Annotated in this window: 23 protein-coding genes and 2 riboswitches; of the genes, 12 read left to right on the top strand and 11 right to left on the bottom strand. The window is 72.9% G+C overall.

The genetic code is table 11. The features are described from left to right. Nucleotide 1: 1 nt before the first annotated feature. Nucleotides 2-3,127, top strand: coding sequence for a hypothetical protein (locus RE027_RS09875; RefSeq protein ID WP_368808084.1), 3,126 nt, complete (start codon nt 2-4; stop codon nt 3,125-3,127). An 82-nt stretch (nt 3,128-3,209) separates the two neighbouring features. Here the strand turns inward: RE027_RS09875 and RE027_RS09870 are convergent, their stop codons facing one another. From RE027_RS09870 to betT, 3 genes are all read right to left on the bottom strand, one after another. Next, nucleotides 3,210-4,829, bottom strand: coding sequence for a GMC family oxidoreductase (locus tag RE027_RS09870; protein WP_368808083.1), 1,620 nt, complete (start codon nt 4,827-4,829; stop codon nt 3,210-3,212). Nucleotides 4,830-4,939: 110 nt separating this feature from the next. Further along, on the bottom strand, nt 4,940-6,433 hold the full coding sequence (locus tag RE027_RS09865) for an aldehyde dehydrogenase family protein (RefSeq protein ID WP_368808082.1): 1,494 nt from the start codon (nt 6,431-6,433) through the stop codon (nt 4,940-4,942). Then, a complete protein-coding gene (gene betT, locus RE027_RS09860) occupies nt 6,430-8,574 on the bottom strand; it encodes a choline BCCT transporter BetT (RefSeq protein WP_368808081.1) in 2,145 nt (714 codons plus the stop codon). Before betT ends, RE027_RS09865 begins: the two co-directional genes overlap by 4 nt. Before the next feature lie 176 nt (nt 8,575-8,750). On the opposite strand from betT, the gene RE027_RS09855 reads away from it, so the two are divergent. From RE027_RS09855 to RE027_RS09835, 5 genes are all read left to right on the top strand, one after another. Then, nucleotides 8,751-9,281, top strand: a complete 531-nt coding sequence (locus tag RE027_RS09855) for a TetR/AcrR family transcriptional regulator (protein WP_368808080.1) — start codon at nt 8,751-8,753, stop codon at nt 9,279-9,281. Nucleotides 9,282-9,284: 3 nt separating this feature from the next. Then, on the top strand, nt 9,285-9,632 hold the full coding sequence (locus RE027_RS09850; RefSeq protein WP_368808079.1) for a DMT family transporter: 348 nt from the start codon (nt 9,285-9,287) through the stop codon (nt 9,630-9,632). Continuing rightward, the gene (locus RE027_RS09845; protein ID WP_368808078.1) at nt 9,632-9,955 is read left to right on the top strand and encodes a DMT family transporter; all 324 of its coding nucleotides are present in this window, start codon (nt 9,632-9,634) and stop codon (nt 9,953-9,955) included. Before RE027_RS09850 ends, RE027_RS09845 begins: the two co-directional genes overlap by 1 nt. A 329-nt stretch (nt 9,956-10,284) precedes the next feature. Further along, complete coding sequence (cspE, locus tag RE027_RS09840; protein ID WP_047804984.1) at nt 10,285-10,491, top strand: transcription antiterminator/RNA stability regulator CspE; 207 nt, start codon at nt 10,285-10,287, stop codon at nt 10,489-10,491. Nucleotides 10,492-10,635: 144 nt separating this feature from the next. Further along, nucleotides 10,636-10,818 carry a hypothetical protein gene (locus RE027_RS09835; protein WP_368808077.1) on the top strand — a complete coding sequence of 61 codons (183 nt, stop codon included), beginning with the start codon at nt 10,636-10,638 and terminating at the stop codon, nt 10,816-10,818. 74 nt (nt 10,819-10,892) lie between these two features. On the opposite strand, the gene RE027_RS09830 is transcribed toward RE027_RS09835, so the two are convergent. After that, nucleotides 10,893-11,189, bottom strand: coding sequence for a hypothetical protein (locus RE027_RS09830; protein ID WP_368808076.1), 297 nt, complete (start codon nt 11,187-11,189; stop codon nt 10,893-10,895). An 8-nt stretch (nt 11,190-11,197) separates the two neighbouring features. Beyond that, nucleotides 11,198-11,311: riboswitch (SAM riboswitch) on the bottom strand. A gap of 280 nt (nt 11,312-11,591) precedes the next feature. Next, a riboswitch (SAM riboswitch) is annotated at nt 11,592-11,717 on the top strand. A gap of 13 nt (nt 11,718-11,730) precedes the next feature. Here RE027_RS09830 and RE027_RS09825 point away from each other — a divergent pair. Further along, nucleotides 11,731-11,910, top strand: a complete 180-nt coding sequence (locus RE027_RS09825; RefSeq protein ID WP_368808075.1) for a hypothetical protein — start codon at nt 11,731-11,733, stop codon at nt 11,908-11,910. A gap of 22 nt (nt 11,911-11,932) precedes the next feature. After that, nucleotides 11,933-12,316 (top strand): PIN domain-containing protein, encoded by a 384-nt coding sequence (locus RE027_RS09820; RefSeq protein ID WP_368808074.1) that lies wholly within the window; start codon nt 11,933-11,935, stop codon nt 12,314-12,316. A 3-nt stretch (nt 12,317-12,319) separates the two neighbouring features. On the opposite strand, the gene RE027_RS09815 is transcribed toward RE027_RS09820, so the two are convergent. Beyond that, on the bottom strand, nt 12,320-13,489 hold the full coding sequence (locus RE027_RS09815; protein WP_368808073.1) for a glycosyltransferase family 4 protein: 1,170 nt from the start codon (nt 13,487-13,489) through the stop codon (nt 12,320-12,322). 171 nt (nt 13,490-13,660) lie between these two features. Between RE027_RS09815 and RE027_RS09810 the strand changes: the two genes are divergently transcribed. Beyond that, nucleotides 13,661-15,169: a cell division protein PerM gene (locus RE027_RS09810; RefSeq protein ID WP_368808072.1), complete on the top strand. Its 1,509-nt coding sequence runs from the start codon at nt 13,661-13,663 to the stop codon at nt 15,167-15,169. Here the strand turns inward: RE027_RS09810 and RE027_RS09805 are convergent. Next, nucleotides 15,055-15,564, bottom strand: coding sequence for a hypothetical protein (locus RE027_RS09805; protein ID WP_368808071.1), 510 nt, complete (start codon nt 15,562-15,564; stop codon nt 15,055-15,057). The two genes, RE027_RS09810 and RE027_RS09805, sit on opposite strands and share 115 nt — an antisense overlap. A 61-nt stretch (nt 15,565-15,625) precedes the next feature. On the opposite strand from RE027_RS09805, the gene purN reads away from it, so the two are divergent. Both purN and purH read left to right on the top strand, forming a co-directional pair. Continuing rightward, nucleotides 15,626-16,207: a phosphoribosylglycinamide formyltransferase gene (gene purN / locus RE027_RS09800; protein ID WP_368808070.1), complete on the top strand. Its 582-nt coding sequence runs from the start codon at nt 15,626-15,628 to the stop codon at nt 16,205-16,207. Between the two features lie 78 nt (nt 16,208-16,285). Next, nucleotides 16,286-17,896: a bifunctional phosphoribosylaminoimidazolecarboxamide formyltransferase/IMP cyclohydrolase gene (purH, locus tag RE027_RS09795; RefSeq protein WP_368808069.1), complete on the top strand. Its 1,611-nt coding sequence runs from the start codon at nt 16,286-16,288 to the stop codon at nt 17,894-17,896. An 87-nt stretch (nt 17,897-17,983) separates the two neighbouring features. Here the strand turns inward: purH and RE027_RS09790 are convergent, their stop codons facing one another. The 3 genes from RE027_RS09790 to RE027_RS09780 form a co-directional block, all read right to left on the bottom strand. Further along, nucleotides 17,984-20,206 carry an NADP-dependent isocitrate dehydrogenase gene (locus RE027_RS09790; RefSeq protein WP_368808068.1) on the bottom strand — a complete coding sequence of 741 codons (2,223 nt, stop codon included), beginning with the start codon at nt 20,204-20,206 and terminating at the stop codon, nt 17,984-17,986. 210 nt (nt 20,207-20,416) lie between these two features. After that, nucleotides 20,417-20,944, bottom strand: coding sequence for an Hsp20/alpha crystallin family protein (locus RE027_RS09785; RefSeq protein WP_387920588.1), 528 nt, complete (start codon nt 20,942-20,944; stop codon nt 20,417-20,419). A gap of 203 nt (nt 20,945-21,147) precedes the next feature. Next, on the bottom strand, nt 21,148-22,242 hold the full coding sequence (locus tag RE027_RS09780; protein WP_368808066.1) for a Gfo/Idh/MocA family protein: 1,095 nt from the start codon (nt 22,240-22,242) through the stop codon (nt 21,148-21,150). 81 nt (nt 22,243-22,323) lie between these two features. On the opposite strand from RE027_RS09780, the gene RE027_RS09775 reads away from it, so the two are divergent. Beyond that, nucleotides 22,324-22,923: a TetR/AcrR family transcriptional regulator gene (locus tag RE027_RS09775; protein ID WP_368808065.1), complete on the top strand. Its 600-nt coding sequence runs from the start codon at nt 22,324-22,326 to the stop codon at nt 22,921-22,923. A 34-nt stretch (nt 22,924-22,957) separates the two neighbouring features. On the opposite strand, the gene RE027_RS09770 is transcribed toward RE027_RS09775, so the two are convergent. Beyond that, nucleotides 22,958-23,494, bottom strand: a complete 537-nt coding sequence (locus tag RE027_RS09770; RefSeq protein ID WP_368808064.1) for a gamma carbonic anhydrase family protein — start codon at nt 23,492-23,494, stop codon at nt 22,958-22,960. Between the two features lie 115 nt (nt 23,495-23,609). Beyond that, entirely contained in the window at nt 23,610-26,930 is a 3,321-nt protein-coding gene (locus RE027_RS09765; RefSeq protein ID WP_368808062.1) for a beta-phosphoglucomutase family hydrolase, read from the bottom strand. Nucleotides 26,931-26,986: the final 56 nt, after the last annotated feature.

Here is a 26,986-nt window from a genome sequence, read left to right as displayed (position 1 = left end):
CGTGCCCGACACTGCTGGGCTCCGCCTCGGAGACCATGCCATTGCCGACAGTGCCGAGGAGCTCGCCTACCTCCGGTGGAACGACGCCGTCTGCGCGGCCTTCTTCGGCCCGGAGCGGGCGGGGGAGCTGATCTACCTCGACCTCGACGACAAGACCCTCGCCTCGATCGGCGAGGAGCTGGGGCTCGACGGGCCCTCGGCCCTGCGGGCGCTCGCGGACTCCGTGACGCCGCTGCTGGTGACCGGGGACGGGCGGCGCTCGGTGTTCGACGCGTTCAACCGCCTCAACGGCCAGTGGTACCGCGCGACCCGCCGCAGCCTGGACTCCATCGCGGAGATCCCGCCGCCGCCCGTCGTCGCCCTCCTGGCGCTGTTCGCGCTCGCCGGGCGGCACATGTCCACCCTGGCGGCGCGCACGGGCAACAAGTCCGTCTCGACCTTCTTCCTGCCGCTGACCGTGCTGCTGCAGGCCGGCCCGGACAACGCCAAGGCCCTCGAGTCCTCGTTCAAGAAGGACACCGAGGCGTACTGGGACGCGCTGCGCTACTGGCTCGAGCTGCGCGACGGCGAGATCGGCCTGCCCACCGCGTACGCGGTGAACCAGCGCCCCGTGGGCCTCGCGCTGTCCCAGACGATGTTCGGCGAGGCCGAGCGCCGCCAGCTGCACCGCATGTTCGAGGACCTGGGCATGACCACCGCCCAGGGGCTCTCCGCCGCCGAGCTCGGGGTCTACCTCGACTTCTGGCTCGACATGGCCGAGACGAAGGCCTCGAAGGCCATGAAGCAGGTCTGGGCGAACCCGCTCACCCGGGAGCCCGGACTGGAGATCGCCCTGGCGGAGCTCGCGGTGTGGGAGCAGTCCCGGGAGCAGGCCCGCGCCGAGGTCCGTGCGAACGGCCGGGGGCCGGGCCGCAGCGCGGTCAAGTCGTGCTCGCTGTCCCTGGCGGACAGCACCGACTACGTGGGCAATCCCGTGTTCGAGCTCGGCTTCGTCGTGCCCAAGCGCTTCCTCTCCGGCCGGGAGGTGGAGCTGGAGACCACCGCGGGGCCCCGCACCGTGTTCCTGTCCTTCATCGGGGACGCCTTCCTGGGCGTGTCGGCCTACACCGCCCGGATGGACCCGGAGACGCTGCTGGGCGGGGCGCTGCAGCTCAGCGCCGGGGACGTGCGCTTCGAGCGCAACCCGCGCCCGGTCGTGATCTTCGCCAAGGACGGGTTCTCGGACACCTTCATCTCCGTGGACCACATCCCGGCGGCCTGGCCCTGCCGGATCATGGTCCGTGACGAGCCCGAGTGGATCGCCCAGATCAAGCGCATCCTCGACGACTCCGCCTCCCCGGACTACCGCTTCGTGGAGGCCGGCACGCACGGCCTCGCGGAGGGCTGGGTGATGTTCGACGACGTGCAGGTGCTGCGCGCGGGCAACCCCGAGCTCACCGCCAACGACAACTTCTCCGGTCTCGTGCCGCGGCTGGTGTCCGCGGTGACCCTCTCCGGCGGTCTGCGCATCCCCGGCGACGTGGTGCGCTGGTCCACGCAGCGGCCCCCGCAGGTGACGATCACCTCGGACTCGGACGTGCCCCTGACCGTGGAGTGCGAGTGGCGCAACCCGCACTCCTTCAAGCTCGAGAAGGCGAAGCTCACGGAGGCCCGCGTGCCGCCGTTCCAGATCTCGCTGCAGGGCACGCCCCTGTCCCGGGCCGACGGCACGCTCAAGCCCAACGACTACACCCTCGTGCTCAAGGCGGGGCGCACGGTCAGGCAGCGCCGGGAGTTCAAGCTGCGGGACTCGTCCTTCTACCTCACCCAGCGCTCCCTCGGCTACGAGGGCGAGATGGTCCACACCGAGGAGGAGCCCCTGTGGCCGGTCACGGCCGCAGCGGTGGCGGAGCTGCCCGAGCAGTACGTGCAGGGCTCCTTCGACAACCTGCCCGCGCGGGAGGCCTCCGCGGAGCACGAGGTTCCCGGCGCCCCCGGCTGGCACTCCTCCGAGGGGCAGCTGCTGCTCGAGCGCACCAACGTGCTGCCCCAGCCGGAGGGCCGGTCCTGCCTGGCCACCGGCCGGCACCGCATCGTGCTGCCCGCCATGGAGCCCAAGGCCAGGGCGCCCTGGATCTTCGGCGAGTGCGCCCAGTGCGGGCTGCAGAAGCGCTACCCCGGCCGGCTCACGAAGCTGTCCGCGATCACCTCCACCGGGTCCGTGGACGCGCTGCGCTTCATCGGCCCGGACGAGGGGGAGTACCCCACGTCCTGGGCGGCGTTCCGCGACGCCCTCACGTTCCTGGGCGGGGGCAAGCGCTCCAGCCTGTCGATCGTGGCCCGGCAGCTGGAGGACTCGGAACGCTTCGAGGAGTGGTTCGTGGGCCACCTGCAGGCTCTCGGGTTCCTCGAGGTGGTCCGCGACGAGCACTGGACCGTGCGGCGCTGGCAGGTCTGCAAGCCCTCCCTCACCCAGCTCGTGGACGGCTCGGTGCTGCTCACGGGCGGGTGGACCCCCGAGAAGGAGGCCGTGGTGGCCGAGGCGGCCGCCGCGCAGGACGCGTCCGTGGTGGTGCTCTCCCCGGAGGACCACGCCACGACCCTGCTCCAGGACGTGGACCTCGAGAAGCTGCAGGAGGCCCTGCCCGAGGACTTCTGCGACGTCGTCCTCGACGCCGGGCCCGTGATGCTGGACACCCTGCCCCCGCTCTCCGAGATCGAGGAGAACCTGCGGCGCGCGGAGATGCAGTACAACGGGGTGGCCGAGCGCTTCGTGCCCGAGGACGCCACCTGGGAGCTCACCGAGGACCGGAACCGGCCGGGGCTGTACCGGATCAACCACCACCACCGGACGCGGTACGCGTTCCGCACCCCGGCCGACGTCGAGTCCGGCCACGCGCGGTTCGTGGCCTCGGGCCTCGGCAAGCACTTCGCGGCCCGGCAGGCCGGGGTGCCGATCGTCTCCTACGACCCCGAGCTGGAGCTGCTGTCCGTGCCCATCGGGGCGGAGCTGTCGGGGCTCTACGCCCGCGCCGCCGTGCTGTGCTCGGGGCTGCTGCCGGCGAAGGTGGACGAGGACTTCTCGCTCAACTACGGGGACGTCTCGCCGGAGTTCGCCCAGGCGCTGGTGGACAAGCTCATGAGCTGAGCGCGTCCCGGCCGGCATCGGCGGCGGGCCCCGGGTCGTCCGACCCGGGGCCCGCCGCCGTCCTGCTCCGCGGGGCGGACGCTCAGGCGCCGGCCTCCGCGGCGACCAGCTCCGCGCCGGCGTCCGCGGCGATCAGCTCCGCGGCCCGCTCGCCGATCATGTAGACGGTGATGTTGGGGTTGACGGTGGTCAGCTCCGGCATCACCGAGGCGTCGGCCACGCGCAGCCCGGCCACGCCCTTGACCCGCAGCTGCGGGTCGAGCGGGGACATCGCGTCCTCGGCCGGGCCCATCCGGCAGGAGCCGGCCGGGTGGTAGACGGTGTTGTGCGTCCGGCGCACGTAGTCGGCGATCTCCTCGTCCGTCTGCACGTCCTTGCCGGGGAACAGCTCCTCCCCGGCCCACTCGGCCAGCGGGGACTGGGCCACGATCTCGCGGGCCTTGCGGATCCCGGCGGTCATGATCCGCATGTCGTAGCCCTCCGGGTCGGTGAAGTAACGGGGGTCCACCCTGGGCTTGTCGCGGAAGTCCCGGGAGCGCAGCCGGACCGTGCCGCGGGAGCGGGCGTGGGTCACGTTGGGGGTGAGGCAGAAGGCGTTGTCCGCGGTCGGGTAGCCCTGCCGGTAGGTGTGCATGTCGAAGTTCACCGAGCCGTAGTGCATCATCAGGTCCGGCCGGTCGGTGTCCGGGTCCACCTGGGTGAAGATCCCGGCCTCCCACCACTGGGTGGACTCGGTGACCATGGGCTGCTTGGCCTCCCACTGGATCACGCCCTCGGGGTGGTCCTGCAGGTTCGCGCCGACCCCGGGGGCGTCCACGAGCACGTCCACGCCGACCTCGCGCAGGTGCTCCGCCGGGCCCACGCCCGAGAGCATCAGCAGCTTGGGGGTGTCGATGGCACCGGCGGAGACGACCACCTCGCGGCGGGCGCGCACGGTGCGGGCCGTGCCGAAGGCGTTGTCCACGACCTCGACGCCCACGGCGCGGCCGTCCTCGACGACCACGCGCTTGGCCTGCGTGGAGTGCAGGACCGTGAGGTTCTCCCGGTCGGCGACCGGGTGCAGGTAGGACACGGAGGCCGAGGCCCGGGTGCCGTCCGGCCTGCGGTTGACCTGGAAGAAGTTCGCGCCGTTGACCACGGTCTTGCCGGTGTTGAACGGGGTGCGCGGGATCCCGGCCTGCTCGCAGGCCTCGAGCACGGCCACACCGCAGGGGTCGTTGTCGGGGATCTGCATGAGGTGCACGGGCCCGTCGTGGCCGTGGTGTGCGCCCTCGTCGTCGTTGGTCTCGAGCTTCTGGTAGAGCCGGAAGGCGGTCTCGGCGTTCCAGCCCTCGGCGCCGAACTTCTCCTCCCACTCGTCGATGTCCTCGGCGGGGGCCCAGAAGGCGATGCACGAGTTGTGCGAGGAGCACCCGCCCAGCACCTTGGCGCGGGCCATGCGCATGAACGAGTTGCCGTTCTCCTGCTCCTCGAGCGGGTAGTCCCAGTCGTAGGCGGACTCCAGCAGCTCCATCCAGCGGCTGAGGGTCAGCACCTCGTCGATGCCCTGGTCGTGCGGGCCGGCCTCGATCAGCCCGACCGTCACGGACGGGTCCTCGGACAGGCGGGCGGCGACGACGGCGCCGGCGGAGCCTCCGCCGACCACCAGGTAGTCGAACTCCTGCGGGGCGTCGGGGGCGGGGGTCGTGCTGGGAACGGTCATGGTCTGTCTCCTTGCAGAAATCGGGGCAGAAATCGTGGAACGAGGGTCCGCGGGCCCGCGCCGTCGTCGTCCCCGCGGATCCGGGGACGACGACGCCGTGCGGAAGCGGCTCAGTGCTGGGCGAACCAGCCGGTCACGGCCGGGGCGGTGTTCTGGTAGACGTGCTTGAGCTCCTGGTACTCGCCCAGGCCGGTGGGGCCGAGCTCGCGGCCGATGCCCGACTGCTTCATCCCGCCCCACTCGGCCTGCGGCAGGTAGGGGTGGTAGTCGTTGATCCAGATCGTGCCGTGGCGCAGCCGCGCGGCCACGCGCTGGGCCCGCCCGGCGTCCTGGGTCCACACCGCACCGGCGAGGCCGTAGATCGTGTCGTTGCCGATCTCGACGGCCTCGTCCTCGGTGCGGAACGTCTCGACCGTGACGGTGGGGCCGAAGGCCTCGTCGTGGACGCAGTCCATCTCCCGGGTGCACCGGTCGATGACGGTGGGCGGGTAGAAGAAGCCCTGCTCCAGGTCCAGCGTCCCGTCGGCGGATGCCCCGGTCGAGTAGGCGCCGCCGGTGCGGATCCGGGCGCCCTGCTCACGGGCGCGCTGCACGTAGGCGTGGACCTTCTCGCGCTGGGCGGCCGAGATGATCGCCCCGGTCTCGGCCCGGTCGTCGAAGGGCCCGCCGAGGCGGATCTGCTCGGCCCGGCGGACGAGCTCGTCGACGAAGCGCTCGGCGATCGACTCCTCGACCACCAGGCGGGCCCCGGCCGAGCAGACCTGCCCCGAGTGCACGAACGCGCCGTTGAGGGCGTTGTCCACGGCGGCGTCGAAGTCGGCGTCGGCGAAGACCACGTTGGGGTTCTTCCCGCCCAGCTCCAGGGCGATCTTCTTGACGGTCGGCGCGGCGGCGGCCGCGATCCGCCGGCCGGTCAGCACGCCGCCGGTGAAGGAGACCAGGTCCACGTCCGGGGACGAGGACAGCGGCGCACCGGCCTCGGCGCCCGCGCCGAGCACGAGGTTGGCCACGCCGTCGGGCAGGCCGACCTCCTGGAGGACCTGCATCATCAGGATCGCCGTGTGCGGGGTGAGCTCGGCGGGCTTGAGCACGAAGGTGCAGCCGGCGGCCAGCGCCGGGGCGATCTTCCAGGCGGCCTGCAGCAGCGGGTAGTTCCAGGGCGTGATCATCCCGCACACCCCCACCGGCTCGGTGACGACCGTGGAGACCACGGCGGGGTCCCCGGCGTCGACGACGCGGCCGGCCTGCTCGGCGGCGTTCTTGCCGAACCACGCGAAGCACGCGGCGATGTCGTCCATGTCGATTTCGGACTCGACCAGGCGCTTGCCGGTGTCCAGGGACTCGGCGCGGGCGAACTCGTCCTTGCGCTCGCGCAGCCGGGCGGCGACCCGCAGCAGCAGGTCACCGCGCGCCGGGGCGGGCACCGACGACCAGCGGCCGTCGTCGAAGGCGCGACGGGCCGCGGCGATCGCGCGACCGGTGTCCTCGGCCGTGGCCTCGGCGACCACGCCGACCTCGGTGCCGTCGGCCGGGCAGACGATGGTGCGGGTGCCGCCCTCGGCGGCGGCCTCCCAGCGTCCGTCGATGAACAGTGTCTCGGTCACGGGTGTTCCTCCTTCACCGCGGGGATCTGCCCCGTCGGCACGTCGTGGATGTCGGTGGACCAGTCGGGGTGGCCCTCGGCGCCGTCCTGGATCCTGGACGGGCCGGTGTGGATGCTCAGGAAGGCCAGATGCGCCTCCCAGCTGTCGAGGACGTCGTTGATGACCTGTTCGCGGTCCCAGTCCATGACGTCGGTGCCCTGCGAGCCGGTCTCGCTGAAGACCTCGAGGCGGTAGTAGAGGTCGGAGTCCGGGTTGGTGCGGAACCCGCCGAAGGCGGGCACCGGGGTGGCCACCGGATAGATCTGGTAGCAGAAGCCCCGGTCCTTGCCCATGTGCACGCTCAGCGTGTGCTCGGACAGCCCCTGGTAGCCGACCACCGAGCTGGTGAGCTCGGCGTCGCGGCCATGGGCCCGGAACTCCTCGACGACCTCCGCCAGCGCCGGGGCCAGCACCTGCTCCTCGTAGCGGAGCACGGCCCGCGGGCCCGGGAACGAGCCGGTCCGGGAGAGCCGCCGGCGCCAGTGGCTGTCCGGGCCGGGAATGCGGGAGGCGGCCGCGGAGCGGCGGGTGGAGCTGCGCCCTTCGCGCTGGGAGCGCTCGGTGCGCAGAGCCTTCCAGAACCCGATCATCACCAGGTACATCACGATCGAGAAGGGCAGGCCGATGATGAGCGTGGCCGCCTGCAGGGTGGCCACGCCGCCGACGAGCAGCATCGCCAGGGTCAGCAGGCCGGTGGCGGCGGCCCAGAAGACGCGGAGCCACTTGGGCCCGTCCTGGGTCGGGTCCTGGATGGTCGAGGTGAACGTGGACATCACGAGCGCGCCCGAATCGGCGCTGGTGACGTAGAACAGCAGCCCGGCCAGCGAGGCGAGCGCGATCAGCAGCGGGGCGCCCGGATACTGCTCGAGCAGGGAGTAGAAGGCCCGCTCGGGGGTGTTCATGGCGACCTGGCCGAAGGCGTCGTCGCCGCCGGTGACGATCGCCAGGGCGCTGTTGCCGAAGATCGAGACCAGGATGAGGATGAACACGAACGGCACGGTCAGGGTCGCGATCACGAACTCGCGCAGCGTGCGGCCGCGGGAGATGCGCGCCAGGAAGAGCCCCACGAACGGCGCCCAGGCGATCCACCAGGCCCAGAAGAACAGCGTCCACCCGGCCATCCACTCCGCGGCGCCCGTGTAGGCGAAGGTGTCCAGGGTGATCCCGGGCAGCGCGGAGACGTAGTCGCCGAGGTTCTGCACCATGGCGTCGAGCAGGAACGAGGTCCGGCCGGCCACGAGCACCCAGACGATCAGCGCCACGGCCATCAGCACGTTGAGCTCCGAGAGCCGGCGGATGCCCTTGTCCACGCCCGAGACGCACGAGGCGGTGGCCATGACGACGGCGACGACGATGAGCCCGATCTGGGCGGCGACGCCCTCCTCGATCCCGAACAGCAGGAACAGGCCGTAGTTGAGCTGCACCACGCCGATGCCCAGCGAGGTGGCCACGCCGAAGATCGTGCCCAGCAGCGCGGCGATGTCCACGGCGTCCCCGGCCCGGCCGTGCACCCGCTTGCCGATCAGCGGGTAGAGGGCCGAGCGGATGCTCAGCGGCATGTTCCAGCGGTAGGCGAAGTAGCCGAAGGCCATGCCCATCAGGGCGTACATCGCCCAGCCGCTCACGCCGTAGTGGAACAGGGTCCACACCACGGCCATGCGGGTGGCCTCGGCCGTCCCGCCGTCCCCGGTGGGCGGGCCGTAGTACTGGGTGACCGGCTCGGCCACGGAGAAGAACAGCAGGTCGATGCCGATGCCCGCCGCGAACAGCATCGCGGTCCAGGTGAAGAGGTTGTACTGGGGCTTGGAGTGGTCCGGGCCCATCTTGATCGTGCCCTCGCGGGAGAACGCCACCACGAGCACGAAGACCGTCACCACGGTGGCGGTCAGCACGTAGAACCAGCCCATGTTGGTGGCGATCCAGCCGACCACGGCGCTGATCACCGTGGAGGCCTGGTCGGGGGCGAGGATCGCCCACAGCGAGAACAGGATGATGCTGACGCCGGAGCCGGCGAAGACGACCCGGTTCACGGCCGGCCGGGCGCGTTGCGCGCCGGCGGGGGCCTCGGTGTTCGACGTGCTGTCGTGCACGGCAGTGGTCATGGGACGGATCCTCCTGTGGAGAGTGGTCCAGAGCGTGGTGCGCCCGGTGACCGGTCCTGCGCGGACCGGACGGGGCGGGACGTCGTCGTCCTGCAGCGGGCCGCTGGAGTGCTGTGCATCACACCGGCCACGCGTCACATCGTGACACCATCCTTCCGGTTGGTAAAGTCCTACTTATGAACACCTCTTCCCGCGAGCGGATCCTCGGCGGCGCCCTCGAGCTGATCCGGAGCGGCGGCACGGTCTCCCTCGCCTCGGCCGCACACCAGGTGGGACTGACCAAGCCGGGCGTGATGTACCACTTCCCCACCAAGGAGGCGCTGATGCTCGCCCTGGTGGACCGGGTGATGGACGGCTGGGACGCGCAGATGTCCCGCCGCCTCTCCGCCCCGCCGGAGCAGGTGCCTGCCGAGGAGCGGCTGCGCGCCTACCTGGACTGGTGTCTCTCGGGCGAGGTCGACGAGACGGACCTGGTGATGCTCACGGACCAGCGGCTGCGCGCCACGCTCAAGGAGCGCTGGGTCGCGCGGGTGGCGCCGTGGGTGGACCTGCCCGAGGACCTGCCCGCCGAGCGCCGGAGCCGGCTGCTGGCCGTGCGGCTGCTCGCCGACGGCGTGTGGTTCGCCGACGCCGCGGGCGTCTTCGCCCCCGACCCGGACGAGCGGGTGCGGGTCCGGGCAGTGGCCGACGCGCTGCTGGCGGACTGAGCCGTGGTGCGCTGGCTGCTGCTGATCGCCGCCGTGCTCAGCGAGGTGGTGGCCACGCTGTCGCTGAAGGCCGCGCTGGACCAGCCCGCCTGGTACGCGCTCGTCGTCACCGGCTACGGCGCCGCCTTCGCGTTCCTCGCCGCCGTGCTGCGCCGGGGCACACCCGTGGGGGTCGCCTACGGCGTGTGGGCCGCCCTGGGCGTGACGCTCACCGCCCTGGGGGCGGCCGTGGTCTTCGACGAGCAGCTGAGCCCGGCCGTGCTGGCCGGGATCGGGCTGGTCGTGGCCGGAGTGCTCTGCGTGGAGATCGGCTCCCACCGTCCCGCCCGGCGGCAGGACGGGGCGGTCTGATGGCCTGGCTGTTCCTCACCGGCTCGATCCTCACCGAGGTCGCCGCGACCCTGTCCCTGCGGACGGCCGCCCGGGGCCGCCCCCGCTGGTACGCCGCCGTGGTCGCGGGCTACCTGGTGGCCTTCACCTGCCTGAGTCTCGCGCTGGCCGAGGGCATGGCCCTCGGGGTCGCCTACGGCATCTGGTCGGCCGCCGGGGTGGCGCTGACGGCGGTGGCCGGGCGGCTGCTGTTCCGCGAGCCGTTCACCTGGGTGACGGCGGCCGGGGTGGCGCTCATCGCCGGCGGGGTGCTGCTCATCGAACTGGGCGCCCCGCCGGTCTGAGCGGCTCCCGACGGAGGACTCTGCCCCGGCGGGGCCGGTGCCGCTGTTCCGGTCCCGCCGGGAGCCCGGCAGGACCGGCCCGCGGGCGAGAAGGTCCACCACGTCCCGGTGCGGGTGCCCGGGACCTCCGCCCTCTGCGCCGCCCGGGTGGCGTGGTGCCGGAACTCGTGTAGAGTGGTCCCCGGTTGTTGAGGTTCGTTTTTGTATTTCAAGCAGTTCGGCCCATCCGGGTGCAGCAGTTTTTCTGAGAAGACGTTTTCCACGCATCACAACTTTTGTGTTTCTCGAACGTCGGGAAACGTGCATCTCATGAAAGATCAGGTCTCTCCATGACTACCGGTATCGTCAAGTGGTTCAACGCTGACAAGGGCTTCGGCTTCATCACCCCCGAGGACGGCTCCAAGGACGTCTTCGCCCACTTCTCCGCGATCAACTCGGGTGGCTTCCGCTCCCTGAACGAGAACGACCGCGTCGAGTTCGAGACCCAGGACGGCCCCAAGGGCCCCCAGGCCGCGAACATCACCGTCATCTCCTGACGATCCCCTCCGCGGGCCTGCGCGCCCGCTGATCGTCCAGAACCGCCGTCGAGCCCTGCGCCCGGCGGCGGTTCTGTCGTCCCGGCGACGCCCCGCCGGTCCGTGCCGTGGCGGCCGTGCCGCCGCCGACCGAGAGGATCCCCTGTGACCGGACCCGTCCCGCCCCCGGACGAGCCGGAGGACCCGTTCGTGGTGAACCGGGTCTCCGACGCCGAGCTCGACGTCTCCGTGCCCTTCGAGCTCGAGGCCTCCGAGTGGGACCTCGAGGGGTCCGCCGACGAGGCCGGGGACGGCTGGGGCCCGGCCGGGGACTACGGCCTGGAGTGAACCGCCCCGGGGTGCCCCCACGACGAAGGCCGCAGCCCACCGGGCTGCGGCCTTCGTCGTGTCCCGCCCGCCGGCTACGCCGACAGCGGGAGGGACACGGGGTGGAGCTTGAAGAACGGGTGCCGTCCCGTCGCCGCCAGGGCGCCGGGAACGAGGAGCTGGCGGTACTTGGCGCACCATTGCGCGCTGCCCGTCGTGTGCTCCGCCGCGGCGGCGAGGTCGTCGGTCTCCGGGCTGAGGTACTCCTGCACGCCGCCGTCCGTCGAGGTGAGCCGGACGAGGTGCAGATCGGGGAGGGCGGTGACGGTGACGTCGACCCACTCCTCCCGCTGGTCGGTGGTGGTCGCTGTTCTTTCTTCGGACATGGTCATGTTTTCTCCTGACGTTCTTGTGGGCATCCGGTGTCGTTGCCCACCGCTTCGTCATCCGATCCACCCGTGAACATCGGGTTGGCGCGCAGCGGGTCGGAGCCCCTCCGCGGACCCTCCGGAGGACCCGTGGCCCTCCGTCGAGCACGCGGACGCCGCATCTCGAGAAGCAGGTCCAGGCTACCCCGCACCTCCGACGGACCGCCAAGCCGGTCGCGAGTTGTGTCACCGAACCGTAATGGGCGGGGCCGCCCCGGTGCTCGCCACCCATTCCAGCGCAACGATGTGTCAGCGAGATGTCCTCCCGGTGACCGGCCGGGGAAGGCCTGCGCGCAGGCCCGCCCACGCCTGCACCGGGGCCGCCGGAGGACGCGCGGGGGCCCGATGTGGTTCAATGGGGGACAGCTTCAAGAGACCCGGTTGCCAAGCTCCGACTAGACCGGGCACCAACCCCATGTTCACGGGTGGTTCGGATGACGAAGCGGCTCGCATCGCCGCAGTGGCGGCACCCGGTGCGAGCAAGAGCGCCCCGAGGATCCCGGTCATGCCAGATGCCTTTCCCCCTGTCGCCGTCGCCCACCTGGGCGGCCCCCCTGCCGCCGCCGCCGTGCTCGGCACCGCCGCGATGAGCATCGACGACTACGCCCGCGTGGTGCAGGCGCGCACGGAGTTCGTCGACTTCCTGCTGGCCCCCGTGCGCGGGCAGCTCGCCGCCGCGGCCTGAGGCCCGGCCGAGGACCGACGACGTGGACCTGCTCCTGGACCGTTCCGTGCTGCTCGGGGTGCGCACCCCGGACCGCTCGCCCGAGCTGGCCGGGGTCCTGCGCCAGCACGGCCACCGGCGGCTCTTCCTGTCCGCCCTGGTGCTGGGCGAGCTGCTGGCCGGGCGGCCCGACGAGGCGCAGTGGACGGAGCAGCTCGAGCTGCGCTTCCCCGACCGCGTGCTCCCCGTGGACGCCGCCGTGAGCAGGGCGTGGGGAGGCCTGGGCGCCGCAGGGACGGCCGACCCGGTGGCCGGTCTGACCGCGGCCACCGCCCTGGTGCACGGACTGACCGTGCTGAGCGCCGAGCCGCAGCGGTACGCGGGCACCGGGGTGCCCGTGCTCGACGTGACTCCCGTCCGGGGATAGGCCTCAGGCGGCGCGGCGGGAGCGGGGGCCGTGCTCGCGGGCGCCCAGCGCCACGGCCCGGTCGTAGTGCTCGATCAGCTGCCCGACCAGGACGTCCCACGTCCGGCCCTGGACCGCGGCGTGCGCGGCCGCCCCGAAGGCGGCCCGCTTGGCGTCGTCGCCCAGGAGGTCGGCCACGTGCCCGCGCAGGGCCGTCAGGTCCCCGGGCGGATAGAGCCAGCCGGTGCGGGAGGAGTCCACGAGGTCCACGGGCCCGCCCCGTCCCGTCGCCACCACCGGCACCCCGGAGGCCATGGCCTCCTGGATCGTCTGGCAGAACGTCTCGAACTCTCCCGGGTGGACGAACACGTCGAAGGACGCCATGATGCGGGCGAGGTCCGCCCCGGAGCGCCGGCCGGTGAAGTGCGCGCCCGGGAGCCGGCGGCGCAGGGCCTCCTCCTCCGGCCCCGAGCCCACGACGACGAGGCGGGTGCCGGGCAGGTCCGCGACCGCGGCGAGGTCCTCGACCTGCTTCTCCGGGGCGATCCGGCCCACGTAGCCCACGATCCGGCGCCCGCCGCCGACCTCCGCCCGCCACCGCTCGTCGCGGTGCCGCGGGCAGAACCGGGTGGTGTCCACGCCCCGCCGCCACAGGTGCACGTCGCGCACCCCGTGCGCGACGAGCTGCCCGACGGCGGACGAGGACGGGGCGAGGGTCAGGGTCGCGGCGTTGTGCATGCTGCGCACGTGTCCCCACAGGAGCTGCTCGAGGAACGGGGCGCCGTACTTCGCCGCGTAGCCGGGCACGTCGGTCTGGTACACCGCCACGGACGGCACGCCGAGCTGGTGGGCGGCCAGGATCGCCCGCCGGCCCAGGACGAACGGGGAGGCGACGTGGACGACGTCGGGGCGGAACCGCTCCAGCTGCCGCCGCACCCGGGCCACGGTCCCGCCCGCCACGCGCACGTCGGGATAACCGGTGAGGGGCAGGGCGGGCAGCCGGTGCACGGGGACCCCGCCGAGCTCCTCGACGACCTCCTCCGTGCGGCGCCCCAGCGGTGCGGGGTCGTAGGAGGGCGCCACGACCACGACGTCGTGGCCGCGGGCGCCCAGCTGCTCGACCACCCTAAGGACCGAGTGGGTGACACCGTTCAGGTGGGGGAGGAACTGCTCGGCGACCACGGCGACTCTCATGGCCCGAGCCTCTCCGGCGGAGGCGTCCCCCCGGGAAGCGGCACGTGGCCCGCCGGTGAAGGCGCCGTGAAGCCTCGGCCGAGGTCCCGGACGCGCGTGGGAAGATGGGCGGTGATGAACTCCCAAGGCTCTTCCTCCCCCGCTCCGTCCGCCGACCGCCGCGGTGTCCCCATGCCGCTGTGGCTGCAGGGCGTGCTGGAACTCGGCTCGGTGGCCGTGGTCTCCTACCTGCTGGTGCTGCTGACCGTCCTCATGGTGTGGCTCGCCGACGGCTCGGACTCCCTCGGCCTGGCCGGGAGCTTCGTGCTCTCCGGCCAGGTGTGGCTGCTCGCCCACCTCACCCCGCTGCAGGTCGCCCTGGACCCCGGGGCGGGGCTGCCCGCGACCACCGGGACGCTCAACCTCGTCCCGCTCGGGCTCACCCTCGTGCCGTTCGCGCTCGCGTGGCGCGCCGGGGGACGGCTCGCGCGCGCCTGCTGGGAGGGGCAGTTCTGGCAGCCGTACCTGAGCGGGCTCGCCGTGTACTCCGCGGCCGGGGCCGTGGCCGGGCTGCTCTTCGGCACCGGCGAGGTCGCGGCGAGCCCGGGGGCCGCGGCGGTCTTCCCGCTCGTGCCGGTGGCGCTGGGGGCGTTCGTCGGGGCCTATCGTGCCTCCCGCTCGCTGCCCGGGCTGATCGGCGTCAACGCCGCCGCGTGGGTCGAGCGGACCAGTCAGTACTCACGGTGGGCCGGTTCGTACGTGTGGGCGGTGCTGCGGGCGGGCTTCGTCGCGGCCGTCGCCGGAGTGGGCGTCGGGGCGACGCTGCTGGCCGCCGCGCTGCTGTGGAACTGGAACGACGTGGTCAACGTCTACCAGCGGCTGGGCACCGGCGTGCCCGGGGACACCGCCCTCACGGGGCTGCAGCTGGGCTACCTGCCGAACCTCGCGGTCTACGCCCTGGCCTGGGCCACGGGTGCGGGGTTCGAGGTCGGCGCCGGCACGCGCGTGTCACCGCTGGGCACGGACGCCGGTCCCGTCCCGATGCTCCCGGCCCTCGCCGCGCTGCCGCCCGCCGAGCTGCCGGCCTGGTCGCTCGCCGTGCTGGTGCTGCCGGTGCTGGCCGGGGTGCTCGCCGGCTGGTGGTTCCTGCGCGAGGGCGAGAACCACCTCGACGACTGGATGGCCCTGCGGCTGCCCGCCCGCTGGATCACCTTCCCGCTCGCCACGCTGCTGACCGGGCTGCTCATCGGGGCGGTCGCGGGCGTGCTGGTGATGCTGCTGAGCTGGCTGGCGCACGGCTCGCTCGGGCTCGGCCGGCTGACGGTGGTCGGCCCGGACGGCCTCGACGTCCTGCTGTGGTTCGGGGCGGAGGTGGCGGTGGGCGCGGTCCTCGGCTACGTGCTGGGCCCGTGGCTCGAGCACGAGCCGCCGTTCGCGCCGTCCCGCGGCGTCCCGGGCGAGGGGCTCGGGCGGCGCGAGACCCGACGGCGGCGCCGGGCCGAGGCCGCGGCGCGGCGCGCGATGCGCTCGGCCGGGGGGCGCATCGCGCCGGAGCCTGCCGGCGGCGAACCGGACCCGCGCGCGGGTCAGAGCCGCCGAGCGGCCGGCGCGGAGCCCTCGGGGTCCGACGAGGCGTTCGACGTGGACGCGCCGGCGGGGCCGGAGGAGTCCGCGGAGGCCTCCGGGCCGCCGGAGAGGTAGCTCCAGATCCCGTCCTCGAGCTCCTGCTGGCACTGGGCCGTCCCGGAGAGGGTGAGCGTGCTGGACACGCACTGCTGGTAGGCCTCGGCCACCGGCCACAGGGCCAGCCGCGCCCCGCCGGTGACCAGGCTCAGGAGGCCCAGCACGATCGCGGCGACCGCGCTCACGACCAGCAGCCTGCGCCGGCCCGTCCCGCGGGAGCGCACGAGCGCGGCGATGCCCAGTCCGAGGCCCGCGGCCGCCGCCACGACCCCGGCGACGGTCAGCCACAGCCCCGAGCCGACGAGCACCAGGGCGACGGCCGCGCACACCAGCGCGGCTCCCGCCGTGCGGGTCGTGGCGGCGCTCCGTGCGTCCGCAGGGGCAGTTTCGGGGCTCGGCCGGGGAGGGGTCATGCTCCTCACTCTAGGCCACCTGCGCGGAGCCTCCCGCTGCCGCACGACTAGACTCGACGGCATGCGCATCGTGGTCATGGTCTCCGGCTCCGGCACCAACCTGCAGGCGGTCCTCGACGCCGTCGAGGAGGGCCGGATCGACGTCGGGATCGCTGCCGTGGGCGCGGACAAGCCCTGCCGCGGGCTCGAGCGCGCGGAGGCGTCCGGGATCCCGACGTTCCTCGTCCGGCCCGCGGACCACCCGGACCGCGCGCGCTGGAACCTGGCCCTGCAGGACGCCGTGGCCGCCCACGCGCCCGACCGGGTCCTGTTCGCCGGGTTCATGCGGATCGTGGACGCGGGCTTCGTCGAGGCGTTCCGGGGCCGGATCGTCAACACCCACCCGTCCCTGCTGCCCTCCTTCCCGGGGGCGCACGCCGTCCGGGACGCCCTCGCGCACGGGGTGAAGGTCACCGGCGTCACCGTCCACGAGGTCGTCGCCGACGTCGACGCCGGACCGATCCTGGCCCAGGCGGCGGTGCCCGTGCAGGACGGGGACACCGAGGAGGAGCTGCACGAGCGGATCAAGGCCGCCGAGCGCGAGCTGCTCGTCGGGACCCTCGGGTCGCTGGCCCGCTCGGCCGCGCTGCACGACGTGCGGTGAGACGGGTCGGCGCGGGTCCGTAAAATGGTCCCCGGCGGATCCCGCCGGCGCCCACGACCTACGACGCTTGGAGAACCTGTGAGCCCCATCCAGCCTGACCGCGTGCCCATCAGACGGGCCCTGGTGTCCGTCTACGACAAGACCGGTCTGGACGACCTCGCCCGCGGCCTGCACCGGGCCGGCGTGGCCCTGGTCTCCACCGGATCGACCGCGCGGCGGATCGCGGAGGCGGGGGTCCCCGTGACGGAGGTCTCCGAGGTCACCGGCTTCCAGGAGTGCCTGGACGGGCGGGTCAAGACCCTGCACCCGCGGGTGCACGCCGGGATCCTCGCGGACCGCCGGAAGCAGGACCACGTGGACCAGCTCGCGGAGCTGGAGATCGAGCCGTTCGACCTCGTGGTCGTGAACCTGTACCCGTTCGCGGACACGGTGCGCTCGGGCGCCGGCCAGGACGAGGTCGTCGAGCAGATCGACATCGGCGGCCCCTCCATGGTCCGCGCCGCGGCGAAGAACCACGCAGCCGTGTCCGTGGTCGTGGACCCGGCCTCCTACGGCGCGGTGGTCGAGGCCGCCGGCGCCGGCGGGTTCGACCTCGCCGCCCGGCGCCGGCTGGCCGCGGCGGCCTTCGCCCACACCGCGGCCTACGACACCGCCGTGGCCACCTGGACGGCCCAGCAGTTCGAGCAGGACGAGGACGCCAACTTCTGGCCGCCCTACGCCGGGCTCGCCCTCCAGCGCTCCGCCTCCCTGCGCTACGGCGAGAACCCGCACCAGAAGGGCGCCCTCTACGTCGACGAGGCGGCCGCCCCCGGCATCGCCCAGGCCGACCAGCTGCACGGCAAGGAGATGTCCTACAACAACTACGTGGACGCCGACGCCGCCCTGCGCGCCGCCTACGACTTCGACGAGCCGGCCGTCGCCGTCGTCAAGCACAACAACCCGTGCGGGATCGCCGTGGCCACCCCGGGCGCCGGGGACCCGATCGCGGACGCCCACCGCAAGGCCCACGCGTGCGACCCGCTCTCCGCCTACGGCGGGGTGATCGCGGCCAACCGCCCCGTGACCCGGGCCATGGCGGAGACCGTCAAGGACATCTTCACCGAGGTCGTCGTGGCTCCCGGGTTCGAGCCGGAGGCCCTGGAGATCCTGCGGGCGAAGAAGAGCATCCGCCTCCTCGAGCTGCCCGAGGGCTTCGAGCGGGACGCCCTCGAGTACCGGCAGATCTCCGGCGGGGCCCTCCTCCAGGTCTCGGACCGCCTCGACGCCGCCGGCGACGACCCCGCGACCTGGACCCTCGCCGCCGGGGCGCCCGCCGACGAGCAGACGCTCGCCGACCTCGCCTTCGCGTGGAAGGCGCTGCGGCCCGTGAAGTCCAACGCGATCCTGCTCGCCGACCGCGGCGCCGCCGTGGGCATCGGGATGGGCCAGGTCAACCGGGTGGACTCCTGCAGGCTCTCCGTGGAACGGGCCAACGGCCTGGGCGAGGACGGCGCCGAGCGAGCCCGCGGGGCCGTGGCGGCGTCGGACGCCTTCTTCCCCTTCGCGGACGGGCTGCAGGTGCTGCTCGACGCCGGCGTGCGCGCCGTCGTCCAGCCCGGCGGCTCGATCCGGGACGAGGAGGTCGTGGCCGCGGCGGAGGCCGCCGGCGTGACGATGTACTTCACCGGCGCCCGGCACTTCTTCCACTGATCTTCCGCTGACCCGCCCCCGTCCGGGGCGCGCACGAGAAGGGCCGCACCCCCGCGCGGAGGTGCGGCCCTTCTCGTGGGCGCGGGGTCAGGCGCTGAGCGAGGCGAGGACCGTGTTGAAGGTCTCCGACGGGCGCATCACCGAGAACGTCCGGGCGTCGTCCGGGCGGTAGTAGCCGCCGATGTCGGCGGGCCGGCCCTGCACGGCGAGCAGCTCCTCGTTGATCGTGTCCTCCTGGGCGGCCAGCTGCTCCGCCACGGAGGCGAAGGCCTGGGCCAGCTCGGCGTCCTCGTCCTGGCGCGCCAGCTCCTGCGCCCAGTACAGGGCCAGGTAGAAGTGGCTGCCGCGGTTGTCGATCTCGCCGACCTTCCGGCTCGGGGACTTGTTCTCCTCGAGGAAGGTGCCCGTGGCGCGGTCCAGGGTCCCGCCGAGGATCCGTGCGCGGTCGTTGCCGGCCGTCGAGGCGAGGTGGTCGAGGCTCGCGGCCAGGGCCAGGAACTCGCCCAGGCTGTCCCAGCGCAGGTGGTTCTCCTCGACCAGCTGCTGGACGTGCTTGGGCGCGGACCCGCCGGCGCCGGTCTCGAACAGGCCGCCGCCGTTGATGAGCGGGACCACGGAGAGCATCTTCGCGGAGGTGCCCAGCTCCAGGATCGGGAACAGGTCGGTCAGGTAGTCGCGCAGCACGTTGCCGGTGACGGAGATGGTGTCCTCGCCGCGGCGGATCCGCTCGATGGAGAAGGCGGTGGCCTCCTCGGGGGACATGATCTCGATCTGCAGGCCCTCGGTGTCGTGCTCGGGCAGGTACTGCTCGACCTTCCGGATGAGGTTGGTGTCGTGGGCGCGGGAGCGGTCCAGCCAGAACACGGCCGGCGTCGCGGAGGCCCGGGCGCGGGTCACGGCGAGCTTGACCCAGTCCTGGACCGCGACGTCCTTGGTCTGGCAGGCGCGCCAGATGTCGCCGGGGGAGACCTCGTGCTCGATCAGCACGGCCCCGGAGGAGTCGACGACCTGGACGGTGCCCCTCGTGGCGATCTCGAAGGTCTTGTCGTGGGAGCCGTACTCCTCGGCCTTCATGGCCATGAGCCCCACGTTCGGCACGGAGCCCATGGTGGTCGGGTCGAACGCGCCGTTGGCGCGGCAGTCGTCGATGACGACCTGGTAGATCCCGGCGTAGGAGCTGTCCGGCAGCACCGCGAGGGTGTCGGCCTCCTCGCCGTCCGGGCCCCACATGCGCCCGGAGGTGCGGATCATGGCCGGCATCGAGGCGTCCACGATGACGTCCGAGGGCACGTGCAGGTTGGTGATGCCCTTGTCCGAGTTCACCATGGCCAGCGCGGGCCCGTCGGCGAGCCCCTGGTCGATCGCGGCCCGGACGTCGTCGCGGACGTCGGCCGGGAGCGCGTCGAGGCCGTTGAGGATGGCGGCCAGGCCGTTGGCGGGGGACAGGCCGGCCTGCTCCAGGGCCTCGCCGTGGGCTGCGAACAGCTCCGGGAGGAACGCCTTGATGACGTGGCCGAAGATGATGGGGTCGGAGACCTTCATCATGGTCGCCTTCAGGTGCACCGAGAAGAGGACGCCCTCCTGCCGGGCGCGCTCCACCTGCTCGGCGAGGAACGCGTCCAGCGCGGCGGCCCGCATCACGGTGCCGTCCACGACCTCACCGGCGAGCACGGGGACGGACTCCTTGAGCACCGTGGTGCTGCCGTCCTCGCCGACCAGGCGGATCGTGAGGGTGTCCTCGGCCTCGACGACCACGGACTTCTCGTTGTCGCGGAAGTCGTCGGCGGCCATGGTGGCGACGTTGGTGCGGGAGTCCGCGGACCACTCGCCCATCCGGTGCGGGTTCTTGCGGACGTAGTTCTTCACGGAGGCGGGGGCGCGGCGGTCCGAGTTGCCCTCGCGCAGCACCGGGTTGACCGCGGAGCCCTTGATCTTGTCGTAGCGGGCCCGGGCGTCCTTCTCCTCGTCGGTCCCCGGCTCGTCCGGGTAGTCCGGGAGGGCGAAGCCCTGCTCCTGCAGCTCCTTGACCGCGGCCTTCAGCTGCGGGACGGAGGCCGAGATGTTCGGGAGCTTGATGATGTTGGCCTCGGGCTTCTTGGCCAGCTCGCCGAGCTCGGCGAGGGCGTCGTCGACCCGCTGGTCCTCGGGCAGGCGGTCGCCGAACGCGGCGAGGATGCGGCCGGCCAGGGAGATGTCCCGGGTCTCGACCTCGACGCCGGCGGTGGAGGCGTAGGCCTCGATGATCGGCTTGAAGGAGTAGGTGGCGAGCAGCGGGGCCTCGTCGGTGCGGGTGTAGATGATCTTTGCCATGTGCGGACTGTCTCCCATGGATGTCTTCGGATACGGGACGATGCTTCCTGGTGCCAAGATACCCGAGGCCGTGCCCGCCCCGGTGATCGACGTCCGCCCGCGGACGGCCCCGGGCACGACGGCGGGCCCGTTCCCCCGCGTGGAACGGGCCCGTGGCCGCACCGGGCCGAACCGGCCGCACCGGGGCGGCGGGCCCCGGCGCGGCCCGGCTCAGCCCTCGGTGGACTGGGTGGAGCGGGTGCCGTTGACGAGCTCGCCCTCGCCGATCACGCGGTCGCCGCCGCCCTCCTGGTCGCGGCCGTCCTCCTGGCCCTCGCCCAGGGCCTGCTGCTCGCCCTGTCCGGAGACCACCTGGATCCTGCGCGGCTTGGCCTGCGCCGACACCGGGATGGTCACCGTGAGCACGCCGTTGTCGTAGCTCGCGGCGATGTTCTGGATGTCGATGCCCTGGCCGAGGTTGAGCTGGCGGACGAACGAGGAACTCTGCCGCTCGCGGGTGATCCACTGGACGTCCTGCACCTCGGGCAGCGTCCGCTCGGCCCGGATGGTCAGCAGCTGGCCGTCGACGTCGACGTCGACGCTCTCCGGGTCGATGCCGGGCAGGTCGGCCCGCAGGATGTAGCGCTCGCCCTCCCGGTAGAGGTCCATGGGCATCTCCCGCAGGCCCTGGCGGGCGAACAGGGAGGCGGCGAGCCGGTCGAAATCGTTGAACGGCGTGAACATCGTGGCCACGTCCATCATCTCCTCAACTACATGAGCAATGCCTCTGACAGTTAGTTGAGTCCGATCAACTCAACTGTGATGAATGATAGCTCCGCCGCAGTGGAGGTTCAACGATTCCGGGCGCGCATCGCCCAGGGCGAACCGGGCGCCGCCGTGGCTCGTGGGCACCTGGCCCCGCCGTGGCTCGGGGGCACCCGGCCCCGCGGCACGGGGGCCGCTCAGCGGCGGTCGTTGGGGTAGCTCAGGCCGATCCGCTCGCGCACCCGGTCGAAGAGCTCGACGAGCTCGAGGGAGTCGGCCCAGGGCATCACGGGCGACTCCGGCAGCCCCTGCTGGATGCAGCGGGTCGCCTCCCGCATCTCGTAGACGTACCCGCCTCCGGTGACCTCGACGTGCTCGACGACGGGAGCGGCGCGCTCGCGGGCCCCGTCGGCGCTCTGCCGCACCAGCGTCGTCGGGCAGTTGATCCGACCGTCCACCCGCAGCCAGCCCTCCGTGCCGCTGATCACGACCTGGTGCGGCACGGTGGCGGCGAGGGTGCCGCTGACGTGGCCGCGGCCGTGCCCGAAGTCCAGGGTCAGCGCGGTGTCCAGGTCCACGGCCGTGTCGCCGAGCTCCGCGCGGGCGCTCCAGCTCCGGGGCGTGCCGAGTGCGGCCCCGGTCCAGGTGAGGGGGTAGACCATCATGTCCAGCAGCACGCCGCCGCCGTCGGCGTTGCGGAAGAGCCGGTGGGCGGGGTCCACCGGGCGGTGCATGCCGATGGAGGCCTCGACCGAGTGCACCCGGCCCAGCCGCCCGGCACGGACCCAGCCCATGGCGGTGCGGAAGCCGGGGGTCATGCGGGTCCAGACCGCCTCCATGAGGAAGACGCCGTGCCCGCGCGCCAGGTCCTGGAGGTCCCGGACCTCCGCGGCGGTCATGGCGAGGGCCTTCTCGCACACCACGTGCTTGCCCGCGCGCAGGAGCGCGGACACGTCCCGGTGGTGGTAGCCGTGCGGGGTCGCCACGTAGGCGACCTCCACCTCGGGGTCGGCCGCGAGGCGCTCCAGGCCCGTGGCCCCGGCGCTGTTCCCGTACGCCCGCTCGACACCGTGCCGGCGGGCGAAGTCCTCGGCCCGGTGCTGGTCGCGGGAGCTCACGGCGACGAGCCGGGCGTCCGGCAGCGCCGCGATGTCCGGCACCACCTTCTCGGCGATGTCGGCCGTGCTGACGACTCCCCAGCCGAGCGTGCGGCCGGTCGGGGAGAGGGGCTCGTCCAGGTGGGCGGCGTCGAGGGAGGCGGCGACGAAGGGGGCGAGGGTTCCGGCAGGCATGGGCGCATTCTGCCACGCGCACCGGCCGGGAGGACGCCCCGGCACCGGGGCGAACGACCGTTCGTCGCCTAGGCTGGCGGCATGCCCCGGGTCAGCCAGCAGTACAAGGACGAGCGCCGCCGCGAGATCGTCGCGGCCGCCAGCCGGTGCTTCCTGGAGCACGGCTTCGAGGGGGCGTCGATGCACCGGATCATCGCCGCCACGGGACTGTCCGCGGGTGCGCTGTACAACCACTTCCCGTCCAAGCAGGAGCTCGTGCTCGAATCCGCGCGCACGGCGCTGGACCGTGTCCTGGACCCGGCGGAGGGCGCGGACGAGGGCGCGGACCCGCACGGTGGGGGTCCCGCGGAGTGGGTCGCGGGGCTGCTGGAGCGCCTCGCCGCGGACCCGGCCGCCACGCGGCTGCTGCTCATCACGTGGGGCGGGGCCGTGAGCGAGCCCGCGCTGGCGGCCGTGGCCGGCGAGCACCTCGGGCGGGTGCGCGACCGGGTCGAGGAGCGCTACGGGCGGTGGGTGGTCGAGGAGCTCGGCCTGGACCCCGAACGGGCCCGGGAGTGGGTCGCGATGTTCGCCCAGGCCATCCTCTCGGTGCTGCAGGGCTACGTGGTGCAGTCGTGCCTGCTGCCCGGCTTCGACCACGACGCCTACCTGGACTACGCGCGCACCCTCGCGGCGCAGTAGTGACCGGGACGGCCCCGCGGCGTCCGCCCCGGGCTCAGGCGTTGAGCTCGCGGTGCTCGGCGGAGAGCTGCACGTAGGTCCGGGCGTTGGCACGGACCTTCTCCTGCTCCGGGCCGGTGAGCTCCCGGCGGACCCGGGCGGGCACCCCGGCCACGAGGGAGCGCGGCGGCACCACGGTGCCCTCCAGGACCACCGCGCCGGCGGCCACGAGGGAGCCGGTGCCGATCACGGCGCCGTTGAGGACGGTCGCGTTCATCCCCACGAGGACCTCGTCCTCCACGGTGCAACCGTGCACCACGGCGCCGTGGCCCACGCTCACGCCCGCCCCGATCGTGCACGGGTGACCGGGGTCCGAGTGGACCACCACGTTGTCCTGCAGGTTCGATCCCGCCCCGAGAAGGACGGGGGAGCGGTCCCCGCGCACCGTGGCGCCGTAGAAGACCCCGGACTCCGGGCCCAGCTCGACGTCCCCGACCACCGTGGCGGTCGGCGCCACGAAGGCGGAGGGGGCGATCCGGGGCGCGTGCCCGGCGTGCGGGAGGACCAGACCGGTCGGGGCGCGGCGTTCCATGGCCCCAGCCTAGCGGCCGCGGCGCGTCCGTCCCGGGGCCACTGCCCCCTGGGCCCCGGCCCGGTCCGGGGCCCAGGGGGCCGGGCTCAGGCGTGTCGCGACGCCGCCGCCCGGCTCAGCCCTGCCGCGACGCCACCGGCAGCGGGGCGTGCGGGGCACGGTGCTGGATCGCCACCCGGATCTTCTGCCCGCCCTTGAGCACGTACTCCGCGCCGTGGACGTGGATGGTGACGTTGTCGGCCCGGCGCGAGGAGCCCTCGAGCTCGAGCACGTGGTGGTCGATGCAGACCCGGATGACCTGTCCCCGGTAGAGCACGGTGAACGAGACCCGGTCCAGCTGGCTCGGCAGCGCCGGGTCGAACTCCAGCCACTCGCCGCGCACGCGCAGCCCCGCGTACGCGCGGGTCACGACGTCGACGGAGCCGGCCATGGCGCCCAGGTGGATGCCCTCGCCCGTGGTCCCGCCCTGGGTGTCGTCCAGGTCCACCAGCAGGGCGTCCTGGAAAGCCGACCAGGACCGGTCCGGGTGCAGCCACGCGAGCACCGAGGCGTTGACCACCCGGGAGAGCGAGGACCCGTGCGAGGACCGTGCGATGTAGAAGTCGACGGTGCGCTCGATGGCGGCGTGGTCCACGTCGTAGCCCATCCGCCCGAGCTCCTCGACGAGCCCTTCCGGGCCGAACAGGTAGACGAGCATGATGGTGTCCGCCTGCTTGGCCAGCTTGTAGTTGTTGGTCATGTCGCCCTCGTTCTCCAGCAGGAGGTCGAGGCGGCCGATGTTGCGGTACTTGGCCCGGTAGAACTCCCAGTCCAGCTCGTCGAGGTCGTCGTAGCCGTGGAACTGGCTGATGGTGCCGTCCCGGTTGAACGGCACGAACATCCGTTCGGCCATCTGCTGCCAGGTCCCCACCTCCTCGACCGAGAGGCCGTAGCGGGAGGAGAGCTCCTCGCGCTGGTGCTCGACCATGTCGTGGAAGATGTGCGCGCTGTGCCGGAACAGCCAGGCCGCCAGCACGTTGGTGTAGGCGTTGTCCTTGAGCCCGCCCCCGTGCTGGCCGCGGGGACCGTCGTGGTACTCGTCCGGGCCCATCACGCCGGCGATGTGGTAGCGGCCGTCCGCGGGGTCGTAGTCGGTCAGGGACGCGAACAGGCGGGTGATGCCGATGATCAGCTCCGAGCCCTGACCGGCCAGCCAGTCGATGTCACCGGTGGTCTCGTAGTAGATCCAGGCGTTGTACGCGATCGCGAGGCCCACGTGGAACTGCCGCCACGAGTTGTCCGGCAGCCACCGGCTGGAGTGGTGGTTGAACAGCTCCGGCGGGGTCTCCTCCCGGCCGTCCGAGCCGGACTGCCACGGGAACGCCGCGCCCTCGAGCCCGAACTCCATGGCCCGGTGCTTCGCCATGGGCAGCCGCCGCCACCGGTAGGAGAGCAGCGAGCGGGTCACCTGGGGCTCGCGCAGGTTCACCACCGGCAGGATGAACAGCTCGTCCCAGAAGATGTGCCCCCGGTAGCCCTCGCCGTGCAGGCCGCGGGCCGGCACGCCGGCGTCGCGCAGCGACATGTGCGGGGCGAGGGTCTGGGAGACGTGGAACAGGTGCACCCGCAGCGCCAGCTGGGTGAGGCACAGCTCGCTGGTCTGCCCCTCGGGGTCCGGGCAGACGTCGACGTCGTAGCGGTCCCACAGCAGCGACCACTCGACCTCGTGGGAGGGCAGCAGGCCCCGCACGCCGCTGGGGTTGCGGTCCAGTTCCGCGAGGGCGCCCTCGCGGGGCGAGCCGATCGCGGCGTCGCGGCTGGTGACGACCGCGGTGGTGGAGTCGATGATCACCGGGCGGCCGTCGGTGATGTTGACCTGGTGGCGGCGGAACTCGGTGCCGCCGGGGCGGATCTCGCGGCGCTCCCGGACGTTCTGGCCGCCCTCGATCGTCGTGCGCTGGGCGGTGGTGATCTCGATCTTGGACTGCGTGGTGCGCACGTGGGAGAGCAGGGTCTCGTGGTCGTCGGGCAGGGACGTCGACTCGAGGTCCACCAGGTGGTGGTCGTTGAGGTCCTGGTACTCCGCGACCCCGTTGTTGCGGACGCTGGGGTCGATGCCCGTGCGCAGGTGCAGCCGTCCGGAGAAGCCGCGGGCGGTCACCGTGGTCTCCTGCGCGCCCAGGTGCCGGAAGCGCAGCGAGACGAGGCGGCGCTGGACGATCTCGAGGCGGGCGCGGGAGCCGTCCTCGCCGCGGTCGCCGTTGAGGTCGGTCAGGACCAGGGACCGGATGAGCAGGCCGCGGCGCAGGTCGAGCTCGGTGCGCTCCTCGGAGGGGCGCAGCCCGCCCTCCGACCACCAGTCGCCGCCGGAGACCCGCAGGTCCAGGTGCGTCCAGTTGGGGGCATTGACCATGGACTCGTGCTCGACGTCGCGGCCGCTGAGGTGGCTCACCACCCGGTTGAAGACCCCGGCCAGGTAGTTGCCGGGGTAGTGCACCCCGTTGGCGGGGAACTCGCACGCGGACCCGCGCACGCCCATGTAGCCGTTGGCGAGGGTCAGCAGGGCCTCCCGCCGGGCCTCCGTCGTCGGGTCGAAGCCCTCGAACACCAGCTTCCACGGGTCGTCGCGGCGGACGCCGAGGTCGAGTTCGCCCACGTCGTTGAGCACGATCGTGGCCCCCGCCCGGTACAGGTCCTTGCGCTCGCCGTGGCGGCGGATCCCCACGACGGTGCCGAACCCGCCGGCCGCCGCGGCCTGGACGCCGGACACGGCGTCCTCGACCACCATGGACCGGGCCGGGTCCACGCCCAGCATCCGCGCGCAGGTGAGGAACGTGTCGGGGGCCGGCTTGCCGGGCAGGCCGTGCTCGGCGGCGAAGTGGCCGTCCACGATGATGTCGAAGGAGTCCTGCAGCCCGGCGGCCTCGAGCACCGGGACGCTGTTGCGGCTCGCGGTCACGAGGCCCACGGGGACCCCGGCCCCCCGCAGCCGCTCGATCAGCGCCACGGTCCGCTCGAAGACCCGCACGCCCTTGACCTCCAGGGCCTCCTGGAAATAGGTGTTCTTGAGCACCGACTGGCCCTGCACGGTCCACGCCCCCGGCGTCTCGTCGCCCTCGGGGAGGTGGGCGCCCCGGGCGGCGAGCAGCGAGCGGATCCCGTCCTCGCGCCGCCTGCCGTCCACGTAGTGGCGGTAGTCGGCGTCGGCGTCGAAGGGCCGCCGTTCCACCGCCGTGCCCTCCTCGGCAGGCTCGAGCCGGTCGTCGGCCAGGATGGCGTCGAAGAGGGTCTTCCAGGCGGCGGCGTGCACGGCGGCCGTGTCGGTGACCACGCCGTCCATGTCGAAGATCACACCCTCGTGGGGGGTGCGGAGCTGGTCGACGGCGTGCGAAGGACCGTCCGAGCCCCCGATGCGGGGCAGGGACGCGGTGAACGGGGCGGTGGGCAGAGCGTTCACGGGAGTTCCTCCGGGGATGGGTGCGGTCTCCGCGGCCCCGGCGGAACCGTACGGAG

Source organism: Kocuria sabuli (assembly GCF_040981185.1).
Classification (GTDB): Bacteria; Actinomycetota; Actinomycetes; order Actinomycetales; family Micrococcaceae; genus Kocuria; species Kocuria sabuli.
This window is presented reverse-complemented; position numbering and strand designations above follow the sequence as displayed.

Bases quoted from the DNA above. Each gene is read 5' to 3' on its own strand.
- RE027_RS09785 (WP_387920588.1), bottom strand. From the start codon at position 20,944: ATGGACGTGGCCACGATGTTCACGCCGTTCAACGATTTCGACCGGCTC.
- RE027_RS09775 (WP_368808065.1), top strand. From the start codon at position 22,324: ATGCCCCGGGTCAGCCAGCAGTACAAGGACGAGCGCCGCCGCGAGATC.
- RE027_RS09870 (WP_368808083.1), bottom strand. From the start codon at position 4,829: ATGACCGTTCCCAGCACGACCCCCGCCCCCGACGCCCCGCAGGAGTTC.
- RE027_RS09805 (WP_368808071.1), bottom strand. From the start codon at position 15,564: ATGACCCCTCCCCGGCCGAGCCCCGAAACTGCCCCTGCGGACGCACGG.
- cspE (WP_047804984.1), top strand. From the start codon at position 10,285: ATGACTACCGGTATCGTCAAGTGGTTCAACGCTGACAAGGGCTTCGGC.
- RE027_RS09780 (WP_368808066.1), bottom strand. From the start codon at position 22,242: ATGCCTGCCGGAACCCTCGCCCCCTTCGTCGCCGCCTCCCTCGACGCC.
- RE027_RS09845 (WP_368808078.1), top strand. From the start codon at position 9,632: ATGGCCTGGCTGTTCCTCACCGGCTCGATCCTCACCGAGGTCGCCGCG.
- purN (WP_368808070.1), top strand. From the start codon at position 15,626: ATGCGCATCGTGGTCATGGTCTCCGGCTCCGGCACCAACCTGCAGGCG.
- RE027_RS09815 (WP_368808073.1), bottom strand. From the start codon at position 13,489: ATGAGAGTCGCCGTGGTCGCCGAGCAGTTCCTCCCCCACCTGAACGGT.
- RE027_RS09790 (WP_368808068.1), bottom strand. From the start codon at position 20,206: ATGGCAAAGATCATCTACACCCGCACCGACGAGGCCCCGCTGCTCGCC.
- RE027_RS09770 (WP_368808064.1), bottom strand. From the start codon at position 23,494: ATGGAACGCCGCGCCCCGACCGGTCTGGTCCTCCCGCACGCCGGGCAC.
- betT (WP_368808081.1), bottom strand. From the start codon at position 8,574: ATGACCACTGCCGTGCACGACAGCACGTCGAACACCGAGGCCCCCGCC.
- RE027_RS09810 (WP_368808072.1), top strand. From the start codon at position 13,661: ATGCCGCTGTGGCTGCAGGGCGTGCTGGAACTCGGCTCGGTGGCCGTG.
- RE027_RS09855 (WP_368808080.1), top strand. From the start codon at position 8,751: ATGAACACCTCTTCCCGCGAGCGGATCCTCGGCGGCGCCCTCGAGCTG.
- RE027_RS09825 (WP_368808075.1), top strand. From the start codon at position 11,731: ATGCCAGATGCCTTTCCCCCTGTCGCCGTCGCCCACCTGGGCGGCCCC.
- RE027_RS09830 (WP_368808076.1), bottom strand. From the start codon at position 11,189: ATGACCATGTCCGAAGAAAGAACAGCGACCACCACCGACCAGCGGGAG.